This window comes from Ruoffia halotolerans (assembly GCF_014049385.1).
In the GTDB taxonomy this organism is placed as follows: Bacteria; Bacillota; Bacilli; order Lactobacillales; family Aerococcaceae; genus Ruoffia; species Ruoffia halotolerans.
On record NZ_JACAOA010000009.1, the window covers coordinates 55,272 to 81,078 of the forward strand.

The window sequence follows — 25,807 nt, forward strand, 5'->3', positions numbered from 1 at the left end:
GATTGCTTAAACACATATATAAACATATTGAAACAAAGAAGTAGAATTTTATATTATTATAGAGTATTATGGATTAAGCGAATAAATGTTCGGTTAATGAGGAGGCAGAAAATGGATAAGTTTAAATTAATTTCTCAGTATGAGCCAAACGGTGATCAACCTCAAGCAATTAAAGAGTTAGTTAATGGATTAAATAATGGTGAAAAAGAACAAGTTCTATTAGGCGCAACTGGAACAGGAAAGACGTTTACGATTGCCAATGTAATTAAAGAAGTAAATAAACCTACTTTAGTTTTAGCACACAATAAAACTTTAGCAGGTCAACTGTATAGTGAATTATTAGAGTTTTTCCCAGAGAATTCAATCGAATACTTTGTGTCTTACTATGATTACTATCAACCTGAGGCTTATGTTCCATCATCGGATTCATATATTGAAAAAGAAGCAATGGTCAATGATGAAATTGATAAGCTACGACATTCCGCTTCATCCGCATTATTGGAGCGGCGAGATGTTATTGTTGTCGCATCAGTTTCTTGTATTTACGGGTTAGTGGATCCAGAGATGTATCGTAACCAAGTTTTATCAATTAGAAAAGGGCAAGAAGTATCGCGCGAGGAAGTATTGCGGCAGTTAATTGACATGCAGTTTGTTAGAAATGACATTGACTTTCAGCGGGGAACTTTTAGAGTCCGTGGAGATGTGGTTGAAGTGTTCTTAGCTTCGCGTGATAGTGAAGTGATTCGAATTGAATTTTTCGGTGACGAAATTGATAGAATTCGCGAAGTAGATGTAATGACAGGCGAGATTAAAAATGACGTCGATCATTACCCTATCTATCCCGCAACTCACTTTGTGGCTGACCAAGAACAAACATTACAAGCTGTTAATACGATTAAAGCGGAGTTAGAAGAGAGATTAGAAGAATTGCGTTCTGAGAATAAACTCTTAGAAGCACAACGTTTAGAACAACGGACGACCTATGATTTAGAAATGCTCCTTGAGATGGGGTATTGTAATGGGATTGAGAACTATTCAAGACATATGGATGGGCGAGCGCCTGGAGAGCAGCCTTATACGTTAATTGATTTCTTCCCAGATGATTTCTTGATCGTAGTAGACGAGTCACATATGACGATGCCACAAATTCGAGGGATGTATAATGGGGACCGTGCTCGGAAGCAACAATTAATTGATTATGGTTTCAGATTACCTAGTGCTCTAGACAATAGACCACTAAAGTTAGAAGAGTTTGAAAAGCATGTCAACCAAATCATCTATATTTCAGCTACACCAGGTCCATATGAATTAGAACATACTGATGACGAATATGTTGAGCAAATTATTCGCCCAACTGGTTTATTAGACCCAGTGGTTGAGGTCCGACCAATTAAAGGTCAGATTGATGATTTAATTCAAGAAATTACGAAACGAATTGAACGTGATGAGCGTGTATTTATTACGACCTTGACGAAGAAAATGTCTGAAGACTTAACGGACTACCTTAAAGAAGTCGATATTAAAGTCAAATACTTACATAGTGATATTAAAACTTTAGAAAGAACGGAAATTATTCGTGATCTAAGGTTAGGTATCTTTGATGTCCTTATTGGTATTAATTTACTAAGAGAGGGGATTGACGTACCAGAAGTGTCGCTTGTTGCCATCTTAGATGCGGATAAGGAAGGGTTCTTACGCGGTGAGCGTGCATTAATCCAAACGATTGGACGTGCGGCTCGTAACGAGAATGGTCAAGTGATTATGTATGCAGATAAAATGACGGACTCAATGACAAAAGCCATTGAAGAAACTGAGCGTCGTCGTAAAATTCAAATTGCTTATAACAAAGAACATGGCATCACGCCAAAAACGATTAAGAAAGAAGTTCGTGATCTTATTCGAATTACGCATGAAGTTGAAGGTGAAGAACAAGAAGAGAATATCTTAGCTCAATTCAAACAACTGTCTCGTCTTCAACGTGAAGAAGAGCTTGAGCGACTTGAGATGGAGATGCGTCAATACGCTAAAGATTTAAACTTTGAAGCGGCAGCTGATTTAAGAGATATAGTTATGGAACTTAAAGCGACTTTCTTTAAACGAAAATAATTAAAATTAGGACAAAATACTTTTGACTACTTGATAGTCTGAAGTGTTTTGTTCTTTTTTATATTTTAAACTTTTTAATTCAAATTTACTCATTAGAGAAAATTTGAATTAATTAAGATAAAAGTAGATTTAGCCTTTTATAATAATAATGCTTCCTATATAATAATTTATTGAGGTCATTCTTAATGAGGAGGTAATATAATGCGACAAAAGAAGAGAGTGCAAAGTTTTGATGGCTTAAAAGGTTTAGCGATTATGGCCGTCGTTGCTTATCATTTATTCCCTTCCATAATACCAGGCGGTTTTTTCATGGTGAATACATTTCTTGTTATTGGAGGGTTCTTTTTTGCAAGAAATATTGAGAAAGTTCAGCCGGTTAAAGCATCAATTCAATGGAAAGCGATCGGAAAGTATCTACTACATACGATAGAGAGGCTCTTTATACCACTCTTGTGGCTCTTAATATTTATCGTTGTCGGCTTATATTTGATATATCCAACAGAATTACGACATATTCAGAGTGATATATTTTCTGGGTTGTTTTTTGTAAATAATATTTATCAAATAGTGACGGATCAATCTTATTTTGTACAAATGTCAGATGCATCGCCGTTTACTCATCTTTGGTATAATGCGATTCACTTACAATCAGTTCTAATCGCAACCGGTATCATCTTACTATTACAAAGATTAAAACTATCGATTCCTTCTAAAGGAATTATTTGGCTTTTTATTGTTTTGCTCAGTCATGTAGCCATCTTATTCTTATATACACCAGGTGCGGATCCAACGCGTGTTTATTACGGTATTGAAACCCGCTTTGCATCATTTGCAATTGGTGTAGCTGCAGCTTACATCACACCGACCATTTTAAATTTATTTTATAAATCTAGAATCAAACTGTTTGTATACAATTTAATAGCAATATTGTCTGCAGGGGGAATGATTTGGATTGTGTTCACTCAATCAGATCAAAAGGAAGCAACGTATCTACTGTGGATGTCAGTATTTAATGTGTTGAGTATGTTACTCGTATTTTCAATTACTGTAGGGGCACCGACGGTGACAAGTTGGCTAAGTTTAAAACCACTGCATCTTATTGGTAAAAGGTCATATTCATACTATCTATGGTATTACCCAATTATTGTCTTTTACTTAGCATTTTACCGTGAATTAGGAGAAAACATTACCATAGTCAATGTCTTATCTCTGATTACATTAGCAATTGTTGGGGAAATTTTTTACCGTATTATTGAAAGCGGGGGCGTGAGAATTTGGTTTGGTTCTTCATTCAACTTTAAAGAAGATGCGGAAGATATCGGTCATATGATTGATCAGAGAAAATTCCTCCAGCCTAAGTTATTCATCTTTATTGCTTACGTCGCCTTGATGGTTTTATTTGTTCAAGGACTTATCTATTCAGCTGATAATAAACGTGTGTCTTTATTCGAATTAGAATATCAAGCTTTTCAGACGAAACCTAACTTATTGAATACGACGTATTCATTAAGTCAGCCGATTATCCAAGTTGATGAAGATTTAGACCAAGTGGATGATACATTTGAGACGGTCTTCGTTAACGAGTTAGAAGTTGAAGATCCTGTAGAAGCATTACAAAATATTTATTTTGAACAAGAAACATTGTCAGCGGAACTTCAAGAACTCATTGCTGAGAACCAAGAAGTGTTTGATGAATTTGAAGATTTAAATCCAATTGTATTCGATGAGTTGACGCCACAAGAATTATTATTTGCCACTGATGTGCCAGTAACTTTCTTTGGAGATTCTATCGCTTTACACTTTACACCGAAAGTAGACGAAATTTTCTGGAATGGAAATATCTATGGCCAAGGAAGCTTGCAATTGTGGGATGCAAATGACATCTTACGTGATATGGTACGTGATGGCGAAGTTCAAGAAAATTTAGTCGTGGTCCTTGGAACGAACGCAGGATTGGATCAAGAAGGAATGGATGAATTGATGTCCATTGCGGGAGAAGAGCGGAATGTATTCTTTGTTAATACAAACTCACGAGTGATGCACATTCAAAACGTGAATGACACAATTAAAGATACGGCTAAAAAATATGCAAATGCCTACGAAGTTGATTGGTATAACTATCAACAAGGTAATCCTGACTGGTATACAGAAGATGAAGTCCATCACACACCAGAAGGAATGGAACACTTTGCTGTAATTGTCACTCAAACGATGTTTGAACATTTACCAGAGGAAACAATTGAAGAAATTGAATAAAAATTCTTGCATTCACTTGCCATATAGTGTAAATTATACCAAGTGGTAATCTAGCATTGTAAAAGTGTATGGAATACTATATAGTACCTATGCTCAGTTCAGCGAATCACCAACGCTTTTCTTGGCATCAGGGATAAAAAAGAAAGAGGTGAAATGAGATGGCTTTATCAAAAGAACGTAAAACAGAAATCATGAGAGAATTTGCTACTCACGAAGGGGACACTGGTTCTCCAGAAGTACAAATTGCTGTGTTAACCGCTGATATTAACTCATTAAACGAGCATATCCGCGAGCATAAAAAAGATTTCCATTCATACCGTGGACTAATGAAAAAAATTGGTCACCGTCGTAACTTATTAGCGTACTTACGTAACAAAGACGTAGCACGTTACCGCGAATTAATCCAACGTTTAGGATTACGTCGCTAATATGATATTAACTTCCGTTTCAGTAATGAAATGGAAGTTTTTTTGTAGATAATTATAATATATTGCCCTTTATGAGCGCAATTATATAGAGAATATGCTAAACTAATTAGTGTGTGTTTTGGTAATTATCAATATTGGTAGATCTACTATACAAGTATGAGTTCGTGACAAGTTGCGTCTCGAGTTGATATTTGTTTAGTAGTTCTCCAAAACACACAATTTATTAATCAAAGGAGAGATACCATGTTTGAAAAACATGTTTTTGAAACAACAATTGGTGGACGCCCACTGTCAGTTGAAATTGGCGAATTTGCTCGACAAGCGAATGGAGCAGTCCTAGTAAGATACGGAGATACCGTTGTATTATCTACAGCAGTAGCTTCAAGTAGACCTGTAGACGGGAACTTCTTCCCCTTAACTGTGAACTACGAAGAGAAAAAATATTCAGTAGGTAAAATCCCTGGTGGATTTATTAAGCGTGAAGGTCGCCCGTCAGAGAATGCGACATTAACTGCACGTCTGATTGACCGCCCAATTCGTCCAATGTTCCCAGACGGGGTGCGTAACGAAATTCAAATCGTCAATACAGTATTATCTGTAGACCAAGATTGCTCACCAGAAATGACAGCAATGTTAGGTTCATCATTAGCCCTAGGTGTATCAGATATTCCGTTTAACGGACCTATTGCAGGTGTTAATGTTGGTCGTGTAGAGGGAGAACTAGTAATTAACCCAGCGACTGAACAAAGCGCCCAGTCTGATATCCACTTAACAGTTGCAGGTACTAGTCAAGCAATTAACATGGTTGAGTCAAGTGCGGAAGAAGTACCAGAAGATGAGATGCTTGAAGCATTATTATTCGGTCACCGTGCAATTAAAGAAATTAACGAATTCCAAGCGAATATTATTGAACAAATCGGTAAAGAGAAATTCGAATTAACAATTGTACAAAATGATGAAGAAATCATGGAAGAAATTTCTGGACGTTATCGTGAAGCCATGATTGAAGCAATTAAAACAGAGGAGAAAAAAGCGCGTGAAGATGCGATTGCTTTAGTTATGCAAGGGGCTGTAACTTATTATGAAGAATTACATGCTGAAAACCCAAAAAAAGATGAAGTTCTTTCAGCTGTTAACGCTGCATTACAAGCCCTAGAAAAAGAAGTTGTGCGTCATTTAATTACAGCGGATCGTATCCGTCCTGATGGCCGTAAAGTGGACCAAATTCGTCCATTAGCTTCTCGTGTAGGCTTATTACCACGTACTCACGGATCTGGTTTATTCACACGTGGACAAACCCAAGCATTAACAGTAGCGACATTAGCACCTCTAGGAGAGCATCAAATTATTGATGGCTTAGGTATTGAAGAGTCTAAACGCTTTATTCACCACTATAACTTCCCACCATATTCAGTAGGTGAAACTGGACGTATGGGTAGCGCGGGACGTCGTGAAGTAGGACACGGTGCCTTAGGTGAACGTGCGCTTGCACAAATTATTCCAGATGAAGATGTATTCCCATATACGATTCGTTTAGTATCAGAAGTATTAGAATCTAACGGTTCATCTTCACAAGCAAGTATTTGTGCTGGAACATTAGCATTAATGGACGCAGGTGTACCTATTAAAGCACCAGTCGCAGGTATCGCAATGGGATTAGTTATGGATGGCGACAACTATACAATTCTAACTGATATCCAAGGTCTAGAAGATGCTCTAGGAGATATGGACTTCAAAGTAGCGGGAACTGAAAAAGGAATCACTGCTTTACAAATGGATATTAAAATCGAAGGAATTACAGAGCAAATTTTAAATGAAGCGTTAGTTCAAGCACGTCAAGCTCGATTAGCAATTCTAGAAGAATTAACTTCGACAATTTCTGAACCAAGAACAGAGTTAAGCCCTTACGCTCCTAAGATTGAAATGATTCAAATTAAACCAGATAAGATTAAAGTTGTTATCGGTCGTGGTGGAGATACAATCAATAAGATTATTGATGAAACAGGCGTTAAAATTGATATTGATGATGAAGGTAATGTAAGTATTGCCTCTACGGATCAAGCAATGATTAACCGTGCTAAAGAAATTATCGAACAATTAACACATGAAGTTAAAGCGGGAGAAATTTACGAAGGTACCGTTAAACGTATTGAGAAATTTGGTGCTTTTGTTGAGATTTTACCTGGTAAAGATGGTTTAGTTCATATATCTGAATTAGAGCATCACCGTGTAGGTAAAGTTGAAGATGTTATAGCATTGAATGATAAAGTTAAAGTCTGCGTTCAAGAAATTGACGATAAAGGACGGATTAACCTATCTCGTAAAGCTTTAATCGACAAAGAATAACACATACTATTAAGAGACAAGTTTCACAAAAGGAAACTTGTCTTTTTTTTTTCTAAATAACTGCGGTATTGATTCATGATAACGATCAATTTGAAATATTGGAGAAGCAATTTTTTATTTTATTCCTAACTGTGCTATAATGTGATAAGTATATTATCAAAATGAAACTAACTAAATAAAGAGGTGTCTAATGAGTAAAATAAAAATAATCCCGTTAGGTGGGGTGCGTGAAGAAGGTAAAAACCTTTACGTGGTAGAAGTGAATGAGTCAATCTTTGTTTTGGATTGCGGACTAGTCTTTCCAGAAGAAGAATTACTTGGTATCGATGCAGTCATCCCAGATTTTACATACTTAGTTGAAAAGAAAGATCAAATCGTTGGGATATTCCTGACACATGGTCATGATGATGCGATGGGTGCATTGCCATATCTATTAGAAAAGATTGATGCACCAGTATTCGGAACTGAATTAACAATTGAATTAGCAACGATTTCAGCTAAATCACAAGGATTGCATCAACATATAGAGAACTTCTTCAAGATTGATGAAGATGTTGAGATTGAATTTGAAGATGCGACTGTAAGTTTCTTCAGAACAACACATACAATTCCGGGTTCCCTTGGTATTGTTGTCTCAACGGATGAGGGGTCAATCGTTTATACAGGAGACTTTAAATTTGATCCAAGCGCGTCTGAACAATACAGTACAAATTATGGTCGTTTAACTGATATCGGTGAAGCAGGCGTTTTAGCTTTACTATGTGATTCTGCCGATGCGGAGAATGCGAATCCCTCAGTGAGCGATAAGAAGATTACTGAAGACATGACTGAAGTCTTCCGGAATGAAGACGGACGTGTCATCGTTGCTTCAATTGGAAGTAATATCTCACGTATTCAGCAATTATTTTATGCTGCTAAAAATTCAGGTAGAACAATTTTCTTAGCCGATGACCAATTGTACAAAATTGTCGATATTGCGATTCAATTAAATCAGATTAAAATTCCAAGTAAAGACATCCTCGGACAAGTGAAAGATCTAAATAACACACCTGACAACGAAGTCATCGTGTTAGAAACAGGTGACGTTGGCGAACCGATTAAAAATATTCAATTAATGGCGACAAATCGTCATTCATTAATCAATATTAAAGATGGGGATTTAGTTTATTTAGCTACAACACCTTCAATTGCGATGGAAACAGTCATTGCCAAAACAAAAGATATGATTTACAAAGCTGGCGGAACAGTTAAGTCTGTAACAGATAACTTTAAAACATCTGGTCACGCGAATCAGTCAGATTTAAAATTAATGATGAACTTTATCAAACCTAAATTTGTTATCCCTGTTAACGGTGAATCAAGGATGTTAGCCGCACATGCGCGTTTAGCTAACGAAGTAGGCTACGAAGATAATCAAATTTTCTTACCGTACATCGGAGATGTTATCGAGTACAATAAAGGGAAGATGACGATGACTGCCCAAGTCCCTGCTGGAAATGTCCTTATTGATGGTATTGGGGTCGGTGATATCGGTAATGTCGTTCTACGTGATCGCCGTATCTTAAGTGAAGATGGAATCTTTGTAGTTGTAGCTACAATTTCGCGTCGTTTAGGGCGCGTTTTAGTCGGACCACAAATTACTTCTAGAGGTTTCGTATATATGAAAACAAGTATTGATTTAATTGAAGCTTGTTCAGATATGACCTTAGATTTATTAGAGGAACATTTAAATGGTGATAATTTTGACTGGAGTGAACTAAAAGGGGATCTTCGTGAAAAAATCGGTAAATACTTATATAAAGAGACTCAACGTCGTCCGGTTGTCTTACCAATTATTATGGAAGCTTCAAATTATCAACCTAATAAAGAAGAAAAATAGGGGGAGCTATAGAATGAATCAACGTACAAGAAGTATGCTATTGGATAGTTTATATGCGATTGTTTTAGGCTTAATTTTAGCCGTTGCTGCACAATATATTAGTTCATTCATACCAGGTGATTATTCAGGCTTAGCGATGCTTCCCTTAATATGGTTAGCGCTTCGTTATGGTTCACCACTTGCTATAATTTCTGCTTTACTGACAGGCTTAATTGTTGGTTTTACACGGCAAGGATTTACGGATTGGTTACCACCAGTCCTCCTTGAAGAAGTCTTACCATTATTGTCTGTTGGTTTTGCTGGATTATTCGCAAAATATACACAAAAAACCCTTAATAACCGTCGATACTCATCTACTTACTTAAACATATTCACCGGTGCCTTACTTACGACAACGAGTTATATGTTTATCAAATTTTGGTTAACACCCTTAGCTTTAGATGAGATTAGTTTACTACAAATTAATGGTTGGGAATTTTGGTTAAGTTTAGTTGTGATTTGGTTAATTATTGGCTTAGTAATCTTAATTATGGCTCGTAGTAATCCAAAACTAATTATTCCTAAACGAACAAAATATTTATCTCGTAAAGAAACATCATCATTATTAAATGATTAATAAATTAAATGAAGTGTTGGTTATGTTAATTGCCAACACTTTTTTATTTGAAAAAATATATAAAAGAACAAGACCACCAATTGTTTGCGGGGATTGTGCAAACAGTTGGTGGTCTATGAGTTCTAAGCAGCGTTGGCAGACGCAGTTAGAATTTGTTCTAAAGATAATATGTAAGATCGCTTTGAATTAACTTCACTAATTGCAATGCGACGATTATGTTGGACAGTCGATACCACGTTTGCTAAAACAGTCTTTTGTTCAATCTCTTGTTGAGAATTGTAATATTCAAATGTGATTTCGACAGGGTCAAGCGTCACATAATGATGATGTAATAACTTCTCTACTTCATATAGAGGCATTATAAAGCGTTTATCTTGTTTAATTTGAGTATTTAAAAAGGGTTTGAAGAAGCGCTGAACAGTATTTGCAAGGTTAGAATTGGGTTTGATAGGTAATTCCATGAATGTCACTCCTTTATCCGAACATATGTTTGTGTTTATAGTATACGAACAAACGTTCCTTTTGTCAACACTTTCCTAAAAACAAAAGAATTTGAAATAAAATTTATAAAGTAATACAATAGATAAACAAAATTGAGTAATGAGAGGTTAGTCTATGAGTGAAAATAATATGTCTCGTCGTAATATCCATCGAGGAAGACCTAAGAAAAGAAAAAAAGGATGTTTAATTTTCTTTATTATCATCATCGTTCTACTTATAGGAGCAGGTGCTGTGGGGGCTTATTTTTATAATAATGTTGTGAACACAGTAGATGTGATTCAACAAAGTAGACCTGAAGAACAAGTGAATTTACGTGATGAAGATGAACCAGATCCTGTGGTGAGTCGTATTCAAAATAAAGAGCCGTTTTCAATGCTAATATTAGGGGTTGAACCTTCAGCCAATGATAATTTAGAAGAAGGGCAATCAGATTTTATAGTTGTTGCCACAGTAAGTCCTGAAGAAGAAAGTGTGGTTATGACAAATATCCCTAGTAATACACTCACTGAGATTGCAGGACAAAAATCTGAAGGAATGATTCGAGAGGCGTATCAAACAGGTGGCCTCTCAAATACAGTTAATACTGTGCAAGATTTATTAGAGATTCCGATTGATTATACGTTAACAGTGAATTTGAATGGACTGGCTGATATTATAGATGCGATTGGGGAAGTATCCGTGACGGCTACTGAAACATTTGATCAAAATGGGTATAGCTTCGTCGCAGGTGAAACGTATAATATGGATGGTGAAATGGCCTTAGCTTACATTGGTGACATTGATGAAGCGATTGAATCAGCAAATAGTCAAGATAAAGCAAGACAAGTCGTCAGTGCGATTGTTCCACAAATTAGTCAAATCAATTCACTTACGAGCATTCCAAAGCTACTTAGTAGTCTAAATGGTAATGTACTAACAAATCTGTCTTTCAAGGATATTCAGACCATTGCCTTAGATTATCGTCAAATAATTACGAATGTTGAAACAGTACAGTTAGAAGGTAATTCTGAAATGATTGATGATGTTACTTATGAAGTTTTAGATAGTAATACACTGACAAACATACAAGAACAGTTAAAAGCATTGTTAGAGCAATAAAGAAACGCATGAAATTTCTTGATTTTATTTCAAGAAGAATTAAGATATGTTATGATAGTAGTTATAGACATATAGAGTTTTATTTTGGAGGTAAATATGAGTGACACAAGAGGGTTATTAATTGTATTATCAGGTCCATCTGGAGTTGGAAAGGGAACTGTTAGAGCTGCAATTTTTAAGAATAATATTTATAACTATGTATATTCAGTTTCAGCTACGACTCGCCAAATGAGACCAGGTGAAGTAGATGGTGTCGATTATTACTTTACCTCACGTGAGGAGTTCGAACAGCTAATAGAGGAAGATGCTTTGCTTGAACACGCAGAATATGTTGGAAATTATTATGGTACACCAATTAAAGCGATTGAAGACAATCTGTCTAAAGGCTATGATGTGTTTTTAGAAATTGAAGTTCAAGGCGCAATGAAAGTTAGAGAAAGAATGCCTGATGGGATTTTCATATTCTTAGCACCACCTAATCTCAACGAATTAGAGTCTAGAATTACTGGACGTGGGACTGATAATCAAGAAATCATTTATGAACGCATGCAAAAAGCACGCGAAGAAATTGAAATGATGAAACATTACGACTATGTTGTCGTAAATGATGAAGTTGATTGTGCAGTAAACAAAGTAAATGGTATAATACAAAGTGAACATTTAAAAGTTTCAAGAGTCGTTGATCAAATTAAATTACAAATACATAATTATTTTCAAAAAGGGGAGTAATCCATCATGATGTTATATCCATCAGTAGACAAATTAGTTGAAAAAATTCCATCAAAATATAGCTTAATTATCCTTGCGAGTAAACGCGCACATGAAATGCAATTATATAAGCATGAAATGTTAGATTCATACGAAGCAATCAAACCCGTGGGAAGAGCGTTAGAAGAAGTTGTTTCTGGCGACTTACAAATCAAAGAAAAATAAAAATCGAAGCTACTATGAAAGAATTTATACTACTTTCATAGTAGTTTTTTGTCATATGTTACAAATTATTTAGAAGGAGGGGAAAGAATGATAGTGAAAGTTGTCATTGATATACCAGCGAAGCAAGTAAATCGCTCTTTTGATTATGCAGTACCAAAAGATTGGGAATCTGCGATTAAACTAGGTAGCCGAGTTCAAGTACCTTTTGGCAATATGAAACGAACAGGCTTTGTTGTGGATATTACGGACGAAACTGAATTCAACGGAAAACTTAAGCCCATTCATAGTATTATGGATTATGATGTTTTCTTAAATGAAGAATTAATTGAATTGAGTGATTATTTAGCCGAGTATCTTCAATGCTTTCGTATATCAGTACTTCAAGCCATGTTGCCGAGTTTATTAAAGGCAAAGTATGATGCTATCGTTCAAATTCATGATCCTGTTCAATTTAGCGAAAAAGTTGGTTCTTGGTATCAAAATGAAACAAGTATTGACCGTAAAGTATTGGAAGAAAGAATATCTCCCAATGCAATCAGTCAATTAAAAAAAGAAAATATCATTTCTATAGAATACCAAGTTATTAACCAAACGACCCAAAAAACTAAAACAATGATTAAAACAAACTTAAATAAAGACCAATTAATGAATGCTTTAGAAAAGACAAGCCAAAGAAGCTTTAAGCAACGGGCGATACTAGAATACTTCATTAATAATCAAGCTATCGAAAGCATTGAAAAAAGCACTTTAATGACAGAATTAGAAGTATCCAATGCGACAATAAATTCAGCCATCGATAAAGAATGGATTACGACATTTAAAGAAATGATTTATCGTGATCCATTGAAAGATGTTTCATTTCAAACGAATTCATCAAAAACGTTACTAGCTGAACAGCAGAATGCGTATGATTTAATTAGTCAAAGCGTTGATAACAAACAAGCGGATACGTATTTAATTGAAGGAGTAACCGGGAGTGGGAAGACAGAGATTTACTTGCAATTGATGGACAGAGCCTTACAGCAAGGCAAATCTGCTTTATTACTCGTACCAGAAATCTCTTTAACACCACAAATGGTGGAACGTGTAGTAAGTCGCTTCCAAACTGGCATTGCAGTATTGCATTCTGGTTTATCTATCACTGAAAAATACGATGAATGGCAACGGATTATCAAAGGCGAAGCAAAAATCGTCGTAGGGGCTAGATCATCAATCTTTGCTCCTTTAGAAAATATTGGAATTATCATTATCGATGAAGAACATGAAACGACTTATAAGCAATCTGATAATCCACGTTATCATGCGAGAGATGTTGCGAGATGGCGGAGTGAGTATCATGATGCCCCCTTAATACTTGGAAGTGCGACACCGTCTTTAGAAAGCCGTGCGCGAGCTCAAGTAGGTAACTATCACTTAATCCACCTGGAGAATCGGGTCAATCAAATGCCGATGCCACCTGTGGATATTATTGATATGACCCAAGTTGAGTTGAGGGAAACGGCGAATGAATTGTCTCCAGAGCTTATTGAGAAGATTCAAGATCGACTCGATAAGAAAGAGCAAGTTGTATTATTACAAAACCGTCGCGGTTATGCCTCTTACTTACTATGTCGCGAATGTGGTTTCATTATGCAATGTCCTAGATGTGACATCTCCTTAACCTATCATAAATTTGATAATCAAATGAAGTGTCATTATTGTGATTACCATGAGCCCCTACCAACGCAATGTCCGAGCTGCCAATCACCGCACATTCGTACTCATGGTATAGGAACACAAAAGGTAGCCGAAACTTTAGAAGAAATCTTTCCGGAAGCGAAGGTTACGCGCATGGATAACGATACAACTCGCCGTAAAGGCCAACATCAAAAATTACTAGATGAGTTTTCAAGCGGGCAATCGAATATTCTATTAGGAACTCAAATGATCGCTAAAGGCTTAGATTTTGAGAATGTAACCTTAGTAGGAGTCATCAATGCTGATACAGCGTTAAATTTACCTGATTTTAGGGCAAGTGAACGGACTTTCCAACTATTAACTCAAGTGAGTGGAAGAACCGGACGTGGGCGCTTAGCCGGTGAAGTTGTGATTCAAACGTATAATCCTGAACACTACGTGATCCAATTTGCTAAAACGCACGATTATGAAAATTTTTTCCGCTTTGAGATGAAACGACGACATCTGACTAATTATCCGCCTTATTACTTTACGACCTTACTGACAGTGTCTAGTAAGCATCAAGGAAGGGCGAGTCAGCTGGCTTATGATTTAAAAGCTCAATTATATAATCCTGAACTCGAAAGAAAAGAACAGTTATATATTATAGGACCAAATCGGAATAATATTTCGAAAATTAATAATTATTACTATTTTAATTTACTTTTAAAATACAAAGACAAAACAACTATTCAAAGACAATTAGATGATATTTTGAATAATACACAACAAAAAGCAACACAAGGTGTGTATGTAAATATTAATCATGAACCACAATATTTTAGTTAGAAAGGATATGTATATGCATAAAATAATTTTTATGGGGACACCAGATTTCTCGGTTGAAGTTTTGGAAGGGTTAATAAATGATGCGACTATGGAGGTTGTAGGCGTAGTCACACAACCTGATCGACCTGTAGGTCGTAAAAAAGTATTAAAGCCGACACCAGTGAAGGAACTCGCATTAAAACATGATATCCCAGTCTATCAACCGGAGAAAATCAGAGGATCTCAAGAAGCTGAAGAATTAAAAGCATTAAATGCAGATCTTATTGTATCAGCAGCGTACGGGCAGTTTGTACCCATTGATTTAATTGAAGCACCAAAATTTGGCGCAATTAATGTCCATGCTTCGCTACTGCCTAAATACCGAGGGGGAGCACCGATTCATTATGCGCTATGGAATGGTGACAAAAAAACCGGAATTTCAATTATTTATATGACTAAAAAGATGGACGCGGGAGATATCTTATCTCAACGCGCTATTGAAATTAAAGCAACAGATGATGTAGGTAAATTATTCGACACACTTGCTGTAGTTGGCAAAGAATTATTATTAGATACTTTACCCGCTGTTTTTGCTGGAGAAATCCAAGCAACACCACAAGTAGAAGAAGAGGTTGTCTTCTCTCCAACAATTACTAAAGAACAAGAACAAATTTCTTGGGATTTAACGGCTCAAGAAGTAGATAATCATATCCGTGCATTTAGACCATTCCCATCGACGTTTACAATGTTGGATAATAATCGTGTTAAAATTTGGGCAGGCGAACCTGTAGATTATAATGGTGAACCCGGCGAAATTGGTGAAGTTCTTGCAGTTGAAGACAACAAACTAATTGTTCAATGTGGAGACAATACATTTTACGGGATTAGTGAATGGCAAGAAAGTGGAAAAAAACGACTTTCAATTGAACAATGGTTGAATGGGAATAAGCCAGAGGCTATAATAGATAGCGTGTTCGAAAATAAATAACGTTAGGAGGAACGAGTTTTGAAAATTAAGCAACGAAGTAAAAAACAATTAAATAAAAATTTACGTTGGCACTCACTCGTTCTACTCGATAAAATTGAAAATCAAAATGAATTTTCAAATGTAGTGATAGATGAATTTTTACAAAATACACCTTTAGATGAAAGGGATAATCGATTAGTTGTCCAAATTGTATACGGAGTTATCCAAAACAAATTAACGATTGATTATTACTTGGCACCTTTTGTATCAGGTAAGCAACTTGATGACTGGGTTTCCACATTACTAAGACTTTCAGTCTATCAGTTAGTATTTTTAGATCGAATTCCGAGTCATGCAGTAGTTAATGAAGCCGTTCAAGTAGCTAAAGTGAATGGTCATGGGGGCGTAGGAAATTTTGTAAATGCAATCTTACGACGTTTTATTCGAACGGATCGCTTGGATATTGATGCGATTGAAGATTTCACTGAACGCCTAAGTGTGAAATACAGTATTAGTCCTTGGATTGTAGATTATTTTTTAAAACATCAAACGCATGAAGAAGTTGAGAACTTATTAGAAAGTTTACAAGAAGTTCCATTTATCTCTGCACGTGTTAATACAAGTAAGAAGTCTAGAAAAGAAGTTATGGAGTCCCTTTATAGCGAAGGTTATGATACTGTAGAAAGTGATATATCACCCGTTGGTATTCGTTCAGTTAACGGTAATCTAATTCATTCAACTGCTTTTAAAGAAGGTTGGTTAACAATTCAAGATGAATCATCGATGTTAGTAGCACCTTTAGGTCATATTAATGGCGATGAAGAAATTTTGGATGCCTGTTCTGCACCAGGTGGAAAAGCGACTCATATCGCGACACTATTAGAAACAGGACATCTGACAGCCTTAGATTTGTCACAGCCAAAAATTAAGCGAGTCAATGAACATATGGAACGTTTAGGACTTTCGCAAAGAGTGACATTAAATGTTGAAGATGCGTCAAAACATCAGCCAACAAACGGTCAATTATATGATAAAATTTATTTAGATGCACCTTGTTCTGGCTTAGGTTTAATGAGACGTAAACCTGAGATTAAGTATGAGAAATCTTATGAAGATATACAAGAATTAGCACAAATACAAACTGAATTAATTAATCATGTTTCAACATTATTAAAACCAGGCGGAGAAATAATATATAGTACATGTACAATGTCTTATGAGGAAAATGAAGAGATCGTTCAGTCATTTTTAAACGTTCACGATAATTTTGTACAAAGTCCAATTTCTGTTGAGAAAGATAATGTTAAATCAGATTTAATTACCGATGAAGGTAATATTCGAGTTTGGCCACAACAATACCATACGGACGGCTTTTTTATCTCACGTTTAGTTAAAAAAGATACAGAAGGTATTAAATAGTACAATAAAAAACTGAGGTGAAACAATGCAAATTTCGCTCCATTCAAGTGTAGGGAAACAGCGTAAGTCAAATCAGGATTATGCTGATTATTTTAAATCAGACTTTAATCAATATCTATTTGTCTTATGCGATGGGGTCGGCGGTCACCAAGCTGGTGAAGTCGCGAGTGAACTTACGACGAAATATTTAGGGAAGCAATTTAAGCAGCTAACGAAAGAGTTAACGAAAGAAGATGCATCGCAATGGATTGGAAAAGTTATTGAAGATGTAAATACTTATCTATATGAAGAATCATTAAAAGAGAGACATCTTACAGGAATGGGAACGACGTTAGTCGTTTCATTAATTACAAAGGAATTTGTCTTAATTGCGCATGTTGGGGATAGCCGCGCTTATGTATTCAACGAAGGTCAATTATTTCAAAAAACAGAAGACCATTCTTTAGTTAATGAATTAATTAAATCAGGTGAAATTACTGAAGAAGAAGGGAATTTACATCCTCAACGAAACGTTGTTACACAATCAATTGGCGTGACACCCGATGTCGGCTATGAATTGTTGGAGTTACCAATTAATGAAGTCGAACATTTAATGCTTTGTTCTGATGGACTAACAAATATGGTGAGTCATGAAAAGATTGTTGATTTCTTCCAACAAACGGAAGATTTTGATCATTTAGCCGTATCTTTAGTTGATGCAGCAAATGAAGCTGGTGGACGAGACAATATTACGATTATTGTTGTTGGAAACATCCATTCTTTAATCTTAGAGGATGGTGAAACGACATGATAGATATTAACTCTAAACTATCTGGACGCTACATTATTAACCAGCTTATTGGCTCTGGTGGTATGGCAAATGTTTATTTAGCCAGAGATTTGATATTAGATCGTGATGTTGCGGTTAAAGTATTACGTTTTGACTTCCAAGATAATCAAGATGCAATCCGCCGTTTCCAACGGGAAGCCATGGCGGCGAGTCAACTCTTGCATCATAATGTGGTGGAAGTTTATGATGTTGATGAAGAAGATGGTCAGCAATATATAGTGATGGAATATGTTAAGGGGAATGATTTAAAGACATTTATCCGTGAGAAATCACCTGTATCTTTAGAATTAGCCGTTAATATTATGTCCCAAATACTATCAGCCATTGATGTCGCACATAGACATAACATTATTCACCGTGATATTAAGCCACAAAACATACTAATTACTGAGAACAATGAAGTGAAGATTACTGACTTTGGTATCGCAGTCGTCCTATCGGATACATCTTTAACACAAACTAATACATTGCTTGGTTCTGTACATTATTTATCACCAGAACAAGCGCGTGGTGGAAGTGCAACGGTTAAATCGGATATCTATGCTTTAGGTGTGGTTCTTTACGAATTAATTACTGGAGAAGTTCCCTATGATGGTGAATCAGCTGTTTCAGTTGCTTTAAAGCATTTCCAAGAAGAATTTCCTCGTGTGAAAGAACATTTAGATTATGTCCCACAAAGTTTAGAAAATGTGGTCATACGAGCAACAGCTAAATCATTAGAGCACCGCTACAGTTCTGTTCAAGAAATGTTAAATGATTTAAGTACGAGTCTAAGTGTGAATCGAATGAACGAAAAACGCTTCGATCCAGAAACTGATATCGAAGATACGTTGATTATGACGCCGATTAAACCAATTAGTACGGCAAGTCAAACGTTATCAAGTGTAGAAGTTAAAGAAGATCTTCTAGAAGAAGAGGAAATCCCTCAATATGATGAATTACCTCCGATTTCAAGACCGAAACGACTTCGTAAGCTATTAATACAAGTATCAGTTGTATTATTAGTTATCTTATTGGCTGTCGGTGCGTATGCTTTATATAATCAAACGATTAGATATGTAACCGTCCCTAATGTTGAGAACTTATCTCAAGCAGAAGCGATTGCATTACTTGAAGAAGAGAATATTTCAGTTGGTAATGTGATTAATAATTGGCACGACACAGTCGTTCAAGGGAACGTTATCGAAACGGATCCAGAGATGGGCGAGCGGATTGAAAGAGACTCATCAGTAAACCTAGTCGTGAGTAGTGGGGAAGAACAAGTTCAAATCGGCGATTATGTGGGACAAAGCTATGAACCAATTCGTCAAATGCTAATTGAAGCGGGCTTCATCGTTGAACGTCAAGACCTATTTATTAATGATGCGTCACAGACTGGAACGATTATGGCACAAAGTTTAGAGCCCGGAACACGTGTTGTACCTGGTGAAACCCCCATCACAATGACGGTGGGTAGTTATTCAGAATCTAGTACGATGCAAGATTTCTATAATTTATCACTTGATATGGTCCAATCATTTGCGGATGGTTATGGATTACTCTTAGATGTAGGTTATGAGTACAGCGAGTTTATCCCAGATGGACAAGTTATTAGTCAGTCTCCAGAAAGTGGAACGTCATTATACCCTGGAGATACGATTTCAGTGGTTGTTTCAATGGGACCTGAAGAAGAAGAAATCAATTCTGCTTTAACTCCTGTATATATTGAGTACTTACCAATGTATGAAGATAATGATGAAGATCAAGAAAATCCATTACCAAATACAATTCAAGTTTTTATCGGTGATGAGTATAATAATATTACTGAAGTCGCTGAAGAATTTGAAATTACAGAGTCACAATTAATTGAATTAACTTTATATATATCGTCAAATGGTACGGGGCAATATCGTATATTGCGAGATGGTGAAGTTTATGAAGAAAGTAATAATGTAATACCACAGTAACTGTTTCAAGGTTAAATCTTTCGTATTGGAGGATTTAACCTTTTTTTAAAAGGAGGGTTTTATGCAAAAGAAAAAAGGTGTCATTTATCAATCAATTAGTGGATTTTATTACGTGTGGTCAGAGAATCAAAGTTTTGCCACAAAACCTAAAGGATTATTCCGACACACAAATGAAAAACCATTAGTAGGTGACGAAGTTGTCATTGAAGTTGATGAACAAGATAGTCAGTCAGAGAGTCGTCTCATTGAGATATTACCAAGAGAAAATGAGTTAGTTCGACCTAGTATTTCAAATGTTGATTATTCAATGATTGTGACGTCATTAGTTGAACCAGATTTCTCATATAATTTATTAGATTACTTTTTAGTTTCTATCGAATCGAATCATATCGAACCAATTATCTTATTATCAAAGTATGATTTATTAGTCGAAGCCGTTGGTCAAAAAGCAGCTGACCGAAAAGTTGAAGAGATTAATCGAGTTTACGCACCAGCTGGCTATACAGTTGTGACTTTAAATAATAATGAATCAGATATTGATAAGATTAAACAGTTGATAGATACAGGCTTATACGTCATAATGGGACAATCAGGAGTTGGAAAGTCAACTCTATTAAACTTATTATTACCTGAAGCGAATATTGAAACAGGGATTATTAGTGAAGCTTTAAACCGAGGGAAACATACAACTAGAGAAGTTACTTTATATCCATTTAACGATGGATTTTTAGCTGACACACCAGGCTTTAGCGCGATTGACTTTCCAGATATCGAAAAAGCTGATTTAAGATTTTATTTCCCAGAGATTGCTAGAGCGGGAGAATTGTGTAAGTTCCGGTCATGCTTGCATTTAAATGAACCGGGTTGTAATGTTAAAAGCGAAGTTGAAACGGGTGACATAGCTCAAAGTCGCTATAATAATTATGAACAAATTATGGAACGCATTGAGCAAAGAAAACCTGTTTATAAAAAGAAAAAATAGTAGGGGGATTATTTATGAAAGTTGCACCATCAATTTTAAGTGCAGATTTTAGTAAATTAGGCGACGATTTGGTAGATATCGTATCAAATGGCGCTGATTATATTCATATCGATATGATGGATGGAAATTATGTACCAAACTTATCTTTTGGTCCGATGGTTATGAAGTCTATTCGACATCTAACAGATAAAACATTTGATTGTCATTTAATGATCGAAGAACCTGAACGCTATATTAAACTTGTTGCTGAATCAGGCGCAGATATTATTTCTGTTCATGTTGAAGCAACGAAACATATTCACCGTGTAATCCAACAAATCAAACAAACTGGCACGAAAGCGGGTGTCGTAATTAATCCAGGTACGCCGGTTGAAGTAATCGAAGCAGTATTGGCAGATGTCGATCTAGTTTTAGTTATGACAGTGAATCCAGGTTTTGGTGGACAAACATTTATTCCATCGAGCTTGAATAAAATCAAGCAACTAAAAGCACTCCGTGAAGAAAATAACTACAATTATGAGATTGAAGTGGATGGCGGTATTAATGAGGACACAAGTAAGAAATGCTTAGAAGCAGGAGCAGATGTATTAGTGGCAGGTTCTTACATATTTAGTCACAATAATCGCAAAGAAGCAATCGATTCATTAAGAAACTAAGGTGTTATGATGCAAAGTAAAGAAAAAGAATATGTAGTGGTCTGTGGCGGTGCTGTAAAACCAGCAGTCTCAGAAATACCTAAATATGTTCAAAATCATAAAACATATTATATTGGTGTGGATGGTGGAAGTTTAAAACTTATAAAAGCTGGCTATCACTTGGATTATGCTGTCGGTGATTTTGATTCAGTGACAGAAGAAGAATTCCAATTAATTAAAGAGAATGCGACTCATATAATCAAACATCCAGCTCAAAAAGATGATACAGATATGGAATTAGCTTTAGAAATCGTCCAAGAGGAGTTTCCAGATTTAGAATGTTTTATTCTAGGCGGTATCGGAGAGAAGAAAGGGCGCTTGGATCACATGCTAGCGAATATTTGGATGGTTTATCAACCGAGATTTAAACAAAGTGTTGGAAGAATAAAGTTTATTGAAAAGAATCATGTCTTTCAATTTTTCTTCCCTGGAGAATATGAGATTAGTGCTGAAAAGATGTTACCAGATTACTTATCCATCATCACTTTAACAGCTGTAGAGCAGTTAAGTATCCAAAATGCTGTATATAATCTTGGAACTACTGATATAGGCTATCCACGTGCACTCATAAGTAATGAGTTTATCGATAAAAACCATCCGGTGAAACTATCATTCAAGCAAGGACTCGTTCTAGTTCTTAGAGTGAATGAAAGAAAGTAGGAGGAATAATATGTCAAAACCAATCATTGCAGTTTATGCCATTACAAAAGATTGGCAATTAGAAGAAATCAAAGCAACAGCTAGAGACTATGATGTAAGAGTTAAAGATGAAATTAGACCCGAAGACTTAAAAAATATTGAGATTGTCTATGGTTGGGGATCTGAATTAAGTGAAAACATAGCAGATTTAAAACAACTAAAATGGATTCAAAAAGATACCGCAGGTCTTGACGCAATTCCAGAAAGTCTCAGAAAAGATAAAGATATTTTACTTTCAAACATGAGTGGTGTCCATGCTGTTCCAATTACTGAGAATATATTTGGTTATATTTTAGGAGTTGCTAGAGGGATAATTCCAGCGATGACAAGTCAATTGGAAAGTAAATGGGATAAAAGCATTGCTTCAAATATGTTCTCTTTAAAAGACAAGAAGGTATTAGTTTATGGAACAGGCTCAATTGGGCAAGAGATTGCTCGAACAGCTAAGTTTTTTGAAATGACAACATATGGCGTTAATTCGAATGGCCGTTCAATCCAAACCTTTGACCATACATACACGATGGAAAGCAGCCAAAAAATCCTTTCAGATATGGACTTTGTTATTAATGCATTGCCTTTAACAGATGAAAGTGAATTATTCTTTGATAAACAAATCTTTGCTAATATGAATGATTCTGCTTACTTCTTGAATATCGGTCGAGGTGAATCAGTGAAAGATGAGCATCTGATTGAAGAATTGGAAGCAGGGACTTTAGCGGGAGCTTACTTAGACGTCACTTCGCCGGAACCACTTCCAGAATCATCTAAATTATGGCAAACACAAAACTTAGTTATTACGCCACATATCTCTGGCAATGTTGAACATTTCAGAGATACGATTTATCCGATCTTTAAAGAAAATCTTGATAGTTATTTATCTAACGGAACACTGGCTAAGAATGAGTACAACAAGAAAAAAGGTTATTAATTCATACAGCATAAAAATAGGGTACAATCCAAAAACTACCTTGACTTATAACCTTGGATAGACTAATATTACTTCTTGGAAACAAAACCGCTTTATAAATAGAAAATATTGAAAAAATTCTTGCACAAGAATGAAAAATATGATAAATTATTACGGTATGAAAAAGCAGAGACAAAGCTCCTGCAAGAAATGGAGGAAATACTAATGGCTAAAGAATGTTACTTTACAGGACGTAAAGCTAGATCTGGTAACACTCGTTCTCATGCATTGAACGCAAACAAACGTACTTTTGGTGCTAACTTACAAAAAGTTCGCATTATGGTAGACGGCGAGCCTAAGAAAGTTTGGGTTTCTGCACGTGCATTAAAATCAGGTAAAGTTGAACGTGTTTAATCTCGTTATATTATTTAAATAAGCTAATTTGCTTTGAGCAAGTTAGCTTTTTTATTTGTAATCGAACATAAACTTGAACAAATTTTTATATGATACAATTCCCTTTGTCAAACCGTTGTAGTTTGGTAATATCAATTTAAGTGAATAATAACGATGTTTATGATAGAATAACTAAGATATAAACAATAGGAGGAGATTGTATGGCAATAAATATTCCAACCCCAAATGGACAAATCACATTAAGTAATGAAGTTATCGCAACAGTTGTAGGTGCAGCGGTTACTGATAACTACGGTGTCGTAGGGATGGTAAGTAAAAGTTTCTTTCGTGATAATATAATAGAAATTTTACGTAGAGAGAATTTTGCCAAAGGTGTAGTTCTTTCCCAAAACGGTAACAAAGTGGCGGTGGATGTATATATTCTTGTATCTTATGGAACAAAAATATCTGTCATCTGTCAAAATATTCAAGAAACAGTAAAATATAATGTCGAACGTTTACTAGGATTCACACTAGATTTTGTAAATGTTCACGTTCAAGGAGTAAAAGTTGACTAAATTCTAAAGTCAATGAGTTATAAGGAGGACGAAAGTTGGAACTTACTATGTTAACGGCACAAGAATTTCAATCAATGATTATCGCTGGAGCAGATCGTTTAACAGAGAACGTTGATTTAATCAATTCACTAAATGTATTCCCAGTTCCAGATGGAGATACAGGAACGAATATGAATATGTCATTTATCTCTGGTGTTGAAAAATTAAAAGAAAATACTTCAGGACACGTTGGAGAAGCAAGTACAGCCTTAGCTAAAGGGTTATTAATGGGAGCTCGAGGAAACTCAGGCGTTATCCTATCACAAATCTTTAGAGGCTTTTCTAAAGCGATTGAAGATCAAGAGAATGTTGATGCTGAATACTTTGTTAAAGCATTTGCTGGTGGAGTAGAATCAGCTTATAAAGCAGTTATGAAGCCTGTTGAAGGAACAATCTTAACAGTTGCACGTGAATCGGCTTTAGCTGGTGAACAAGCAGCTAAAAACACAACAGACATCGTTGAAATTATGCGAGCAATCGTTAAAGGCGCAGGTGTTGCACTTGAGAAAACGACAGACATGTTACCAGTTCTGAAACAAGTCGGCGTTGTGGATAGTGGAGGAAAAGGTTTACTTTGTCTTTATGAGGGATTCCTGTCAAGTTTAACTGGTGAAGTCATTATCTCTGAAGATCATTCTAAAAAGTCAGAAGCGCATGCTCATGCGGTATTCGAAGAAACAAATGAACACCCAATGTCAATGGATGATATTACATTCGGCTATTGTACAGAAATCATGGTTCGTATCGGTAATGGTCCAACCGTTGAAAAAGAATTTGATTATGATGAGTTCCGTAATATCTTAAATGAAAAAGGTGACTCATTATTAGTTGTATCTGACGATGAAATAGCGAAGGTACATATCCATACTGAAGACCCAGGCGAAATTATGCAATTAGGTCAAGAGTATGGTGAATTAATCAAAATTAAAGTAGATAATATGCGTGAACAAGTGCGTGATCTAGAAACTGCCAATCAAGCTCTATCTCAACAACAGACAACTGCAGTAGCTCCTAAAAATTATGCAGTGATTGCTGTTGCAGCAGGGGAAGGTATGACTGAAATGCTAAAATCAATCGGTATTGATGTTGTTCTTTCAGGTGGTCAGACAATGAACCCATCAACAGAAGATTTTGTTAAAGCGATGGAGTCGATACCAGCAGAACGTTTTATTCTATTACCGAATAATAAAAACATCATCATGGCTGCAGAACAAGCAGCAGAAGTGATTGAAAAACCTGCAGTGGTTGTACCAACAAGAACAGTTCCAGAAGCGATTAGTGCTATTTTTGCCTATAATCCAGAAGGAACGATTGAAGAAAATCGTGCTGCCATGAGTGAAAACATTGAAATGGTTTCGACGGGTCAAATTACCTATGCTATTCGTGATACAAACCTTGACGGCGTTGAAATTCTGAAAGATGAATTCATGGGAATCGTTGATGGTAAAATTATCTTATCTGAACCCCTTGTAGAGAATGCTTTATACAACACTTTAGATAATATGATTAATGATGAAAGCGAAATTGTAACCATTTTCATTGGTGAAGGCGGTAAAGAAGATCTTGTTGAACAAGTCATTGAACAATTAGAAGCAACTTACTCTGAGGTGGATTTTGAAGTGATTCAAGGTGACCAACCTGTTTACGAGTATATTATGTCAGTAGAATAAATCTATTCAAAGGGGAAAGGGGCATATTGTTCCTTT

General features: G+C 35.8%; 22 protein-coding genes. 21 read left to right on the forward strand and 1 reads right to left on the reverse strand.

Annotated elements, in window-relative coordinates; translation table 11 throughout:
* The first annotated feature begins 111 nt into the window (after nucleotides 1–111).
* The 6 genes from uvrB to HW423_RS04875 all read left to right on the forward strand — a co-directional run bounded on the left by uvrB (nucleotide 112) and on the right by HW423_RS04875 (nucleotide 9,631).
* A complete protein-coding gene (gene uvrB, locus HW423_RS04850) occupies nucleotides 112–2,106 on the forward strand; it encodes an excinuclease ABC subunit UvrB (protein WP_328803123.1) in 1,995 nt (664 codons plus the stop codon).
* A gap of 201 nt (nucleotides 2,107–2,307) precedes the next feature.
* Nucleotides 2,308–4,362, forward strand: a complete 2,055-nt coding sequence (locus HW423_RS04855) for an acyltransferase family protein (RefSeq protein ID WP_218930813.1) — start codon at nucleotides 2,308–2,310, stop codon at nucleotides 4,360–4,362.
* A 158-nt stretch (nucleotides 4,363–4,520) separates the two neighbouring features.
* On the forward strand, nucleotides 4,521–4,790 hold the full coding sequence (rpsO, locus tag HW423_RS04860; RefSeq protein ID WP_218930814.1) for a 30S ribosomal protein S15: 270 nt from the start codon (nucleotides 4,521–4,523) through the stop codon (nucleotides 4,788–4,790).
* Between the two features lie 243 nt (nucleotides 4,791–5,033).
* Nucleotides 5,034–7,136: a polyribonucleotide nucleotidyltransferase gene (pnp, locus tag HW423_RS04865; RefSeq protein ID WP_218930815.1), complete on the forward strand. Its 2,103-nt coding sequence runs from the start codon at nucleotides 5,034–5,036 to the stop codon at nucleotides 7,134–7,136.
* Between the two features lie 190 nt (nucleotides 7,137–7,326).
* The gene (locus HW423_RS04870; protein ID WP_218930816.1) at nucleotides 7,327–9,015 is read left to right on the forward strand and encodes a ribonuclease J; all 1,689 of its coding nucleotides are present in this window, start codon (nucleotides 7,327–7,329) and stop codon (nucleotides 9,013–9,015) included.
* A gap of 13 nt (nucleotides 9,016–9,028) precedes the next feature.
* Nucleotides 9,029–9,631, forward strand: coding sequence for an energy-coupled thiamine transporter ThiT (locus tag HW423_RS04875; protein WP_218930817.1), 603 nt, complete (start codon nucleotides 9,029–9,031; stop codon nucleotides 9,629–9,631).
* A gap of 122 nt (nucleotides 9,632–9,753) precedes the next feature.
* Here the strand turns inward: HW423_RS04875 and HW423_RS04880 are convergent, their stop codons facing one another.
* Nucleotides 9,754–10,092, reverse strand: coding sequence for a hypothetical protein (locus HW423_RS04880; RefSeq protein ID WP_218930818.1), 339 nt, complete (start codon nucleotides 10,090–10,092; stop codon nucleotides 9,754–9,756).
* A gap of 154 nt (nucleotides 10,093–10,246) precedes the next feature.
* On the opposite strand from HW423_RS04880, the gene HW423_RS04885 reads away from it, so the two are divergent.
* From HW423_RS04885 to HW423_RS04955, 15 genes are all read left to right on the forward strand, one after another.
* Nucleotides 10,247–11,230 (forward strand): LCP family glycopolymer transferase, encoded by a 984-nt coding sequence (locus HW423_RS04885; protein WP_218930819.1) that lies wholly within the window; start codon nucleotides 10,247–10,249, stop codon nucleotides 11,228–11,230.
* Between the two features lie 96 nt (nucleotides 11,231–11,326).
* Nucleotides 11,327–11,959, forward strand: coding sequence for a guanylate kinase (gene gmk / locus HW423_RS04890; RefSeq protein ID WP_218930820.1), 633 nt, complete (start codon nucleotides 11,327–11,329; stop codon nucleotides 11,957–11,959).
* Between the two features lie 6 nt (nucleotides 11,960–11,965).
* Complete coding sequence (gene rpoZ, locus HW423_RS04895) at nucleotides 11,966–12,163, forward strand: DNA-directed RNA polymerase subunit omega (RefSeq protein WP_218930821.1); 198 nt, start codon at nucleotides 11,966–11,968, stop codon at nucleotides 12,161–12,163.
* Nucleotides 12,164–12,250: 87 nt separating this feature from the next.
* Nucleotides 12,251–14,668 carry a primosomal protein N' gene (gene priA / locus HW423_RS04900; RefSeq protein ID WP_218930822.1) on the forward strand — a complete coding sequence of 806 codons (2,418 nt, stop codon included), beginning with the start codon at nucleotides 12,251–12,253 and terminating at the stop codon, nucleotides 14,666–14,668.
* A gap of 13 nt (nucleotides 14,669–14,681) precedes the next feature.
* Nucleotides 14,682–15,635 carry a methionyl-tRNA formyltransferase gene (gene fmt / locus HW423_RS04905; RefSeq protein WP_218930823.1) on the forward strand — a complete coding sequence of 318 codons (954 nt, stop codon included), beginning with the start codon at nucleotides 14,682–14,684 and terminating at the stop codon, nucleotides 15,633–15,635.
* 18 nt (nucleotides 15,636–15,653) lie between these two features.
* On the forward strand, nucleotides 15,654–17,033 hold the full coding sequence (gene rsmB, locus HW423_RS04910; RefSeq protein ID WP_218930824.1) for a 16S rRNA (cytosine(967)-C(5))-methyltransferase RsmB: 1,380 nt from the start codon (nucleotides 15,654–15,656) through the stop codon (nucleotides 17,031–17,033).
* A 25-nt stretch (nucleotides 17,034–17,058) separates the two neighbouring features.
* Nucleotides 17,059–17,823 carry a Stp1/IreP family PP2C-type Ser/Thr phosphatase gene (locus HW423_RS04915; RefSeq protein ID WP_218930825.1) on the forward strand — a complete coding sequence of 255 codons (765 nt, stop codon included), beginning with the start codon at nucleotides 17,059–17,061 and terminating at the stop codon, nucleotides 17,821–17,823.
* A complete protein-coding gene (gene pknB, locus HW423_RS04920) occupies nucleotides 17,820–19,808 on the forward strand; it encodes a Stk1 family PASTA domain-containing Ser/Thr kinase (RefSeq protein ID WP_218930826.1) in 1,989 nt (662 codons plus the stop codon). The genes HW423_RS04915 and pknB overlap by 4 nt, the downstream gene beginning before the upstream one ends.
* Before the next feature lie 61 nt (nucleotides 19,809–19,869).
* Nucleotides 19,870–20,790 (forward strand): ribosome small subunit-dependent GTPase A, encoded by a 921-nt coding sequence (rsgA, locus tag HW423_RS04925; RefSeq protein WP_218930827.1) that lies wholly within the window; start codon nucleotides 19,870–19,872, stop codon nucleotides 20,788–20,790.
* A gap of 14 nt (nucleotides 20,791–20,804) precedes the next feature.
* The gene (rpe, locus tag HW423_RS04930; protein ID WP_218930828.1) at nucleotides 20,805–21,446 is read left to right on the forward strand and encodes a ribulose-phosphate 3-epimerase; all 642 of its coding nucleotides are present in this window, start codon (nucleotides 20,805–20,807) and stop codon (nucleotides 21,444–21,446) included.
* 6 nt (nucleotides 21,447–21,452) lie between these two features.
* Nucleotides 21,453–22,145, forward strand: a complete 693-nt coding sequence (locus tag HW423_RS04935) for a thiamine diphosphokinase (protein WP_218930829.1) — start codon at nucleotides 21,453–21,455, stop codon at nucleotides 22,143–22,145.
* A 10-nt stretch (nucleotides 22,146–22,155) separates the two neighbouring features.
* Nucleotides 22,156–23,112, forward strand: coding sequence for an NAD(P)-dependent oxidoreductase (locus HW423_RS04940; RefSeq protein WP_218930830.1), 957 nt, complete (start codon nucleotides 22,156–22,158; stop codon nucleotides 23,110–23,112).
* 204 nt (nucleotides 23,113–23,316) lie between these two features.
* Nucleotides 23,317–23,505, forward strand: a complete 189-nt coding sequence (rpmB, locus tag HW423_RS04945; protein WP_138405155.1) for a 50S ribosomal protein L28 — start codon at nucleotides 23,317–23,319, stop codon at nucleotides 23,503–23,505.
* Between the two features lie 200 nt (nucleotides 23,506–23,705).
* The gene (locus HW423_RS04950) at nucleotides 23,706–24,062 is read left to right on the forward strand and encodes an Asp23/Gls24 family envelope stress response protein (RefSeq protein WP_138405156.1); all 357 of its coding nucleotides are present in this window, start codon (nucleotides 23,706–23,708) and stop codon (nucleotides 24,060–24,062) included.
* Nucleotides 24,063–24,097: 35 nt separating this feature from the next.
* Nucleotides 24,098–25,771 (forward strand): DAK2 domain-containing protein, encoded by a 1,674-nt coding sequence (locus HW423_RS04955; protein WP_218930831.1) that lies wholly within the window; start codon nucleotides 24,098–24,100, stop codon nucleotides 25,769–25,771.
* Nucleotides 25,772–25,807 lie beyond the last annotated feature (36 nt).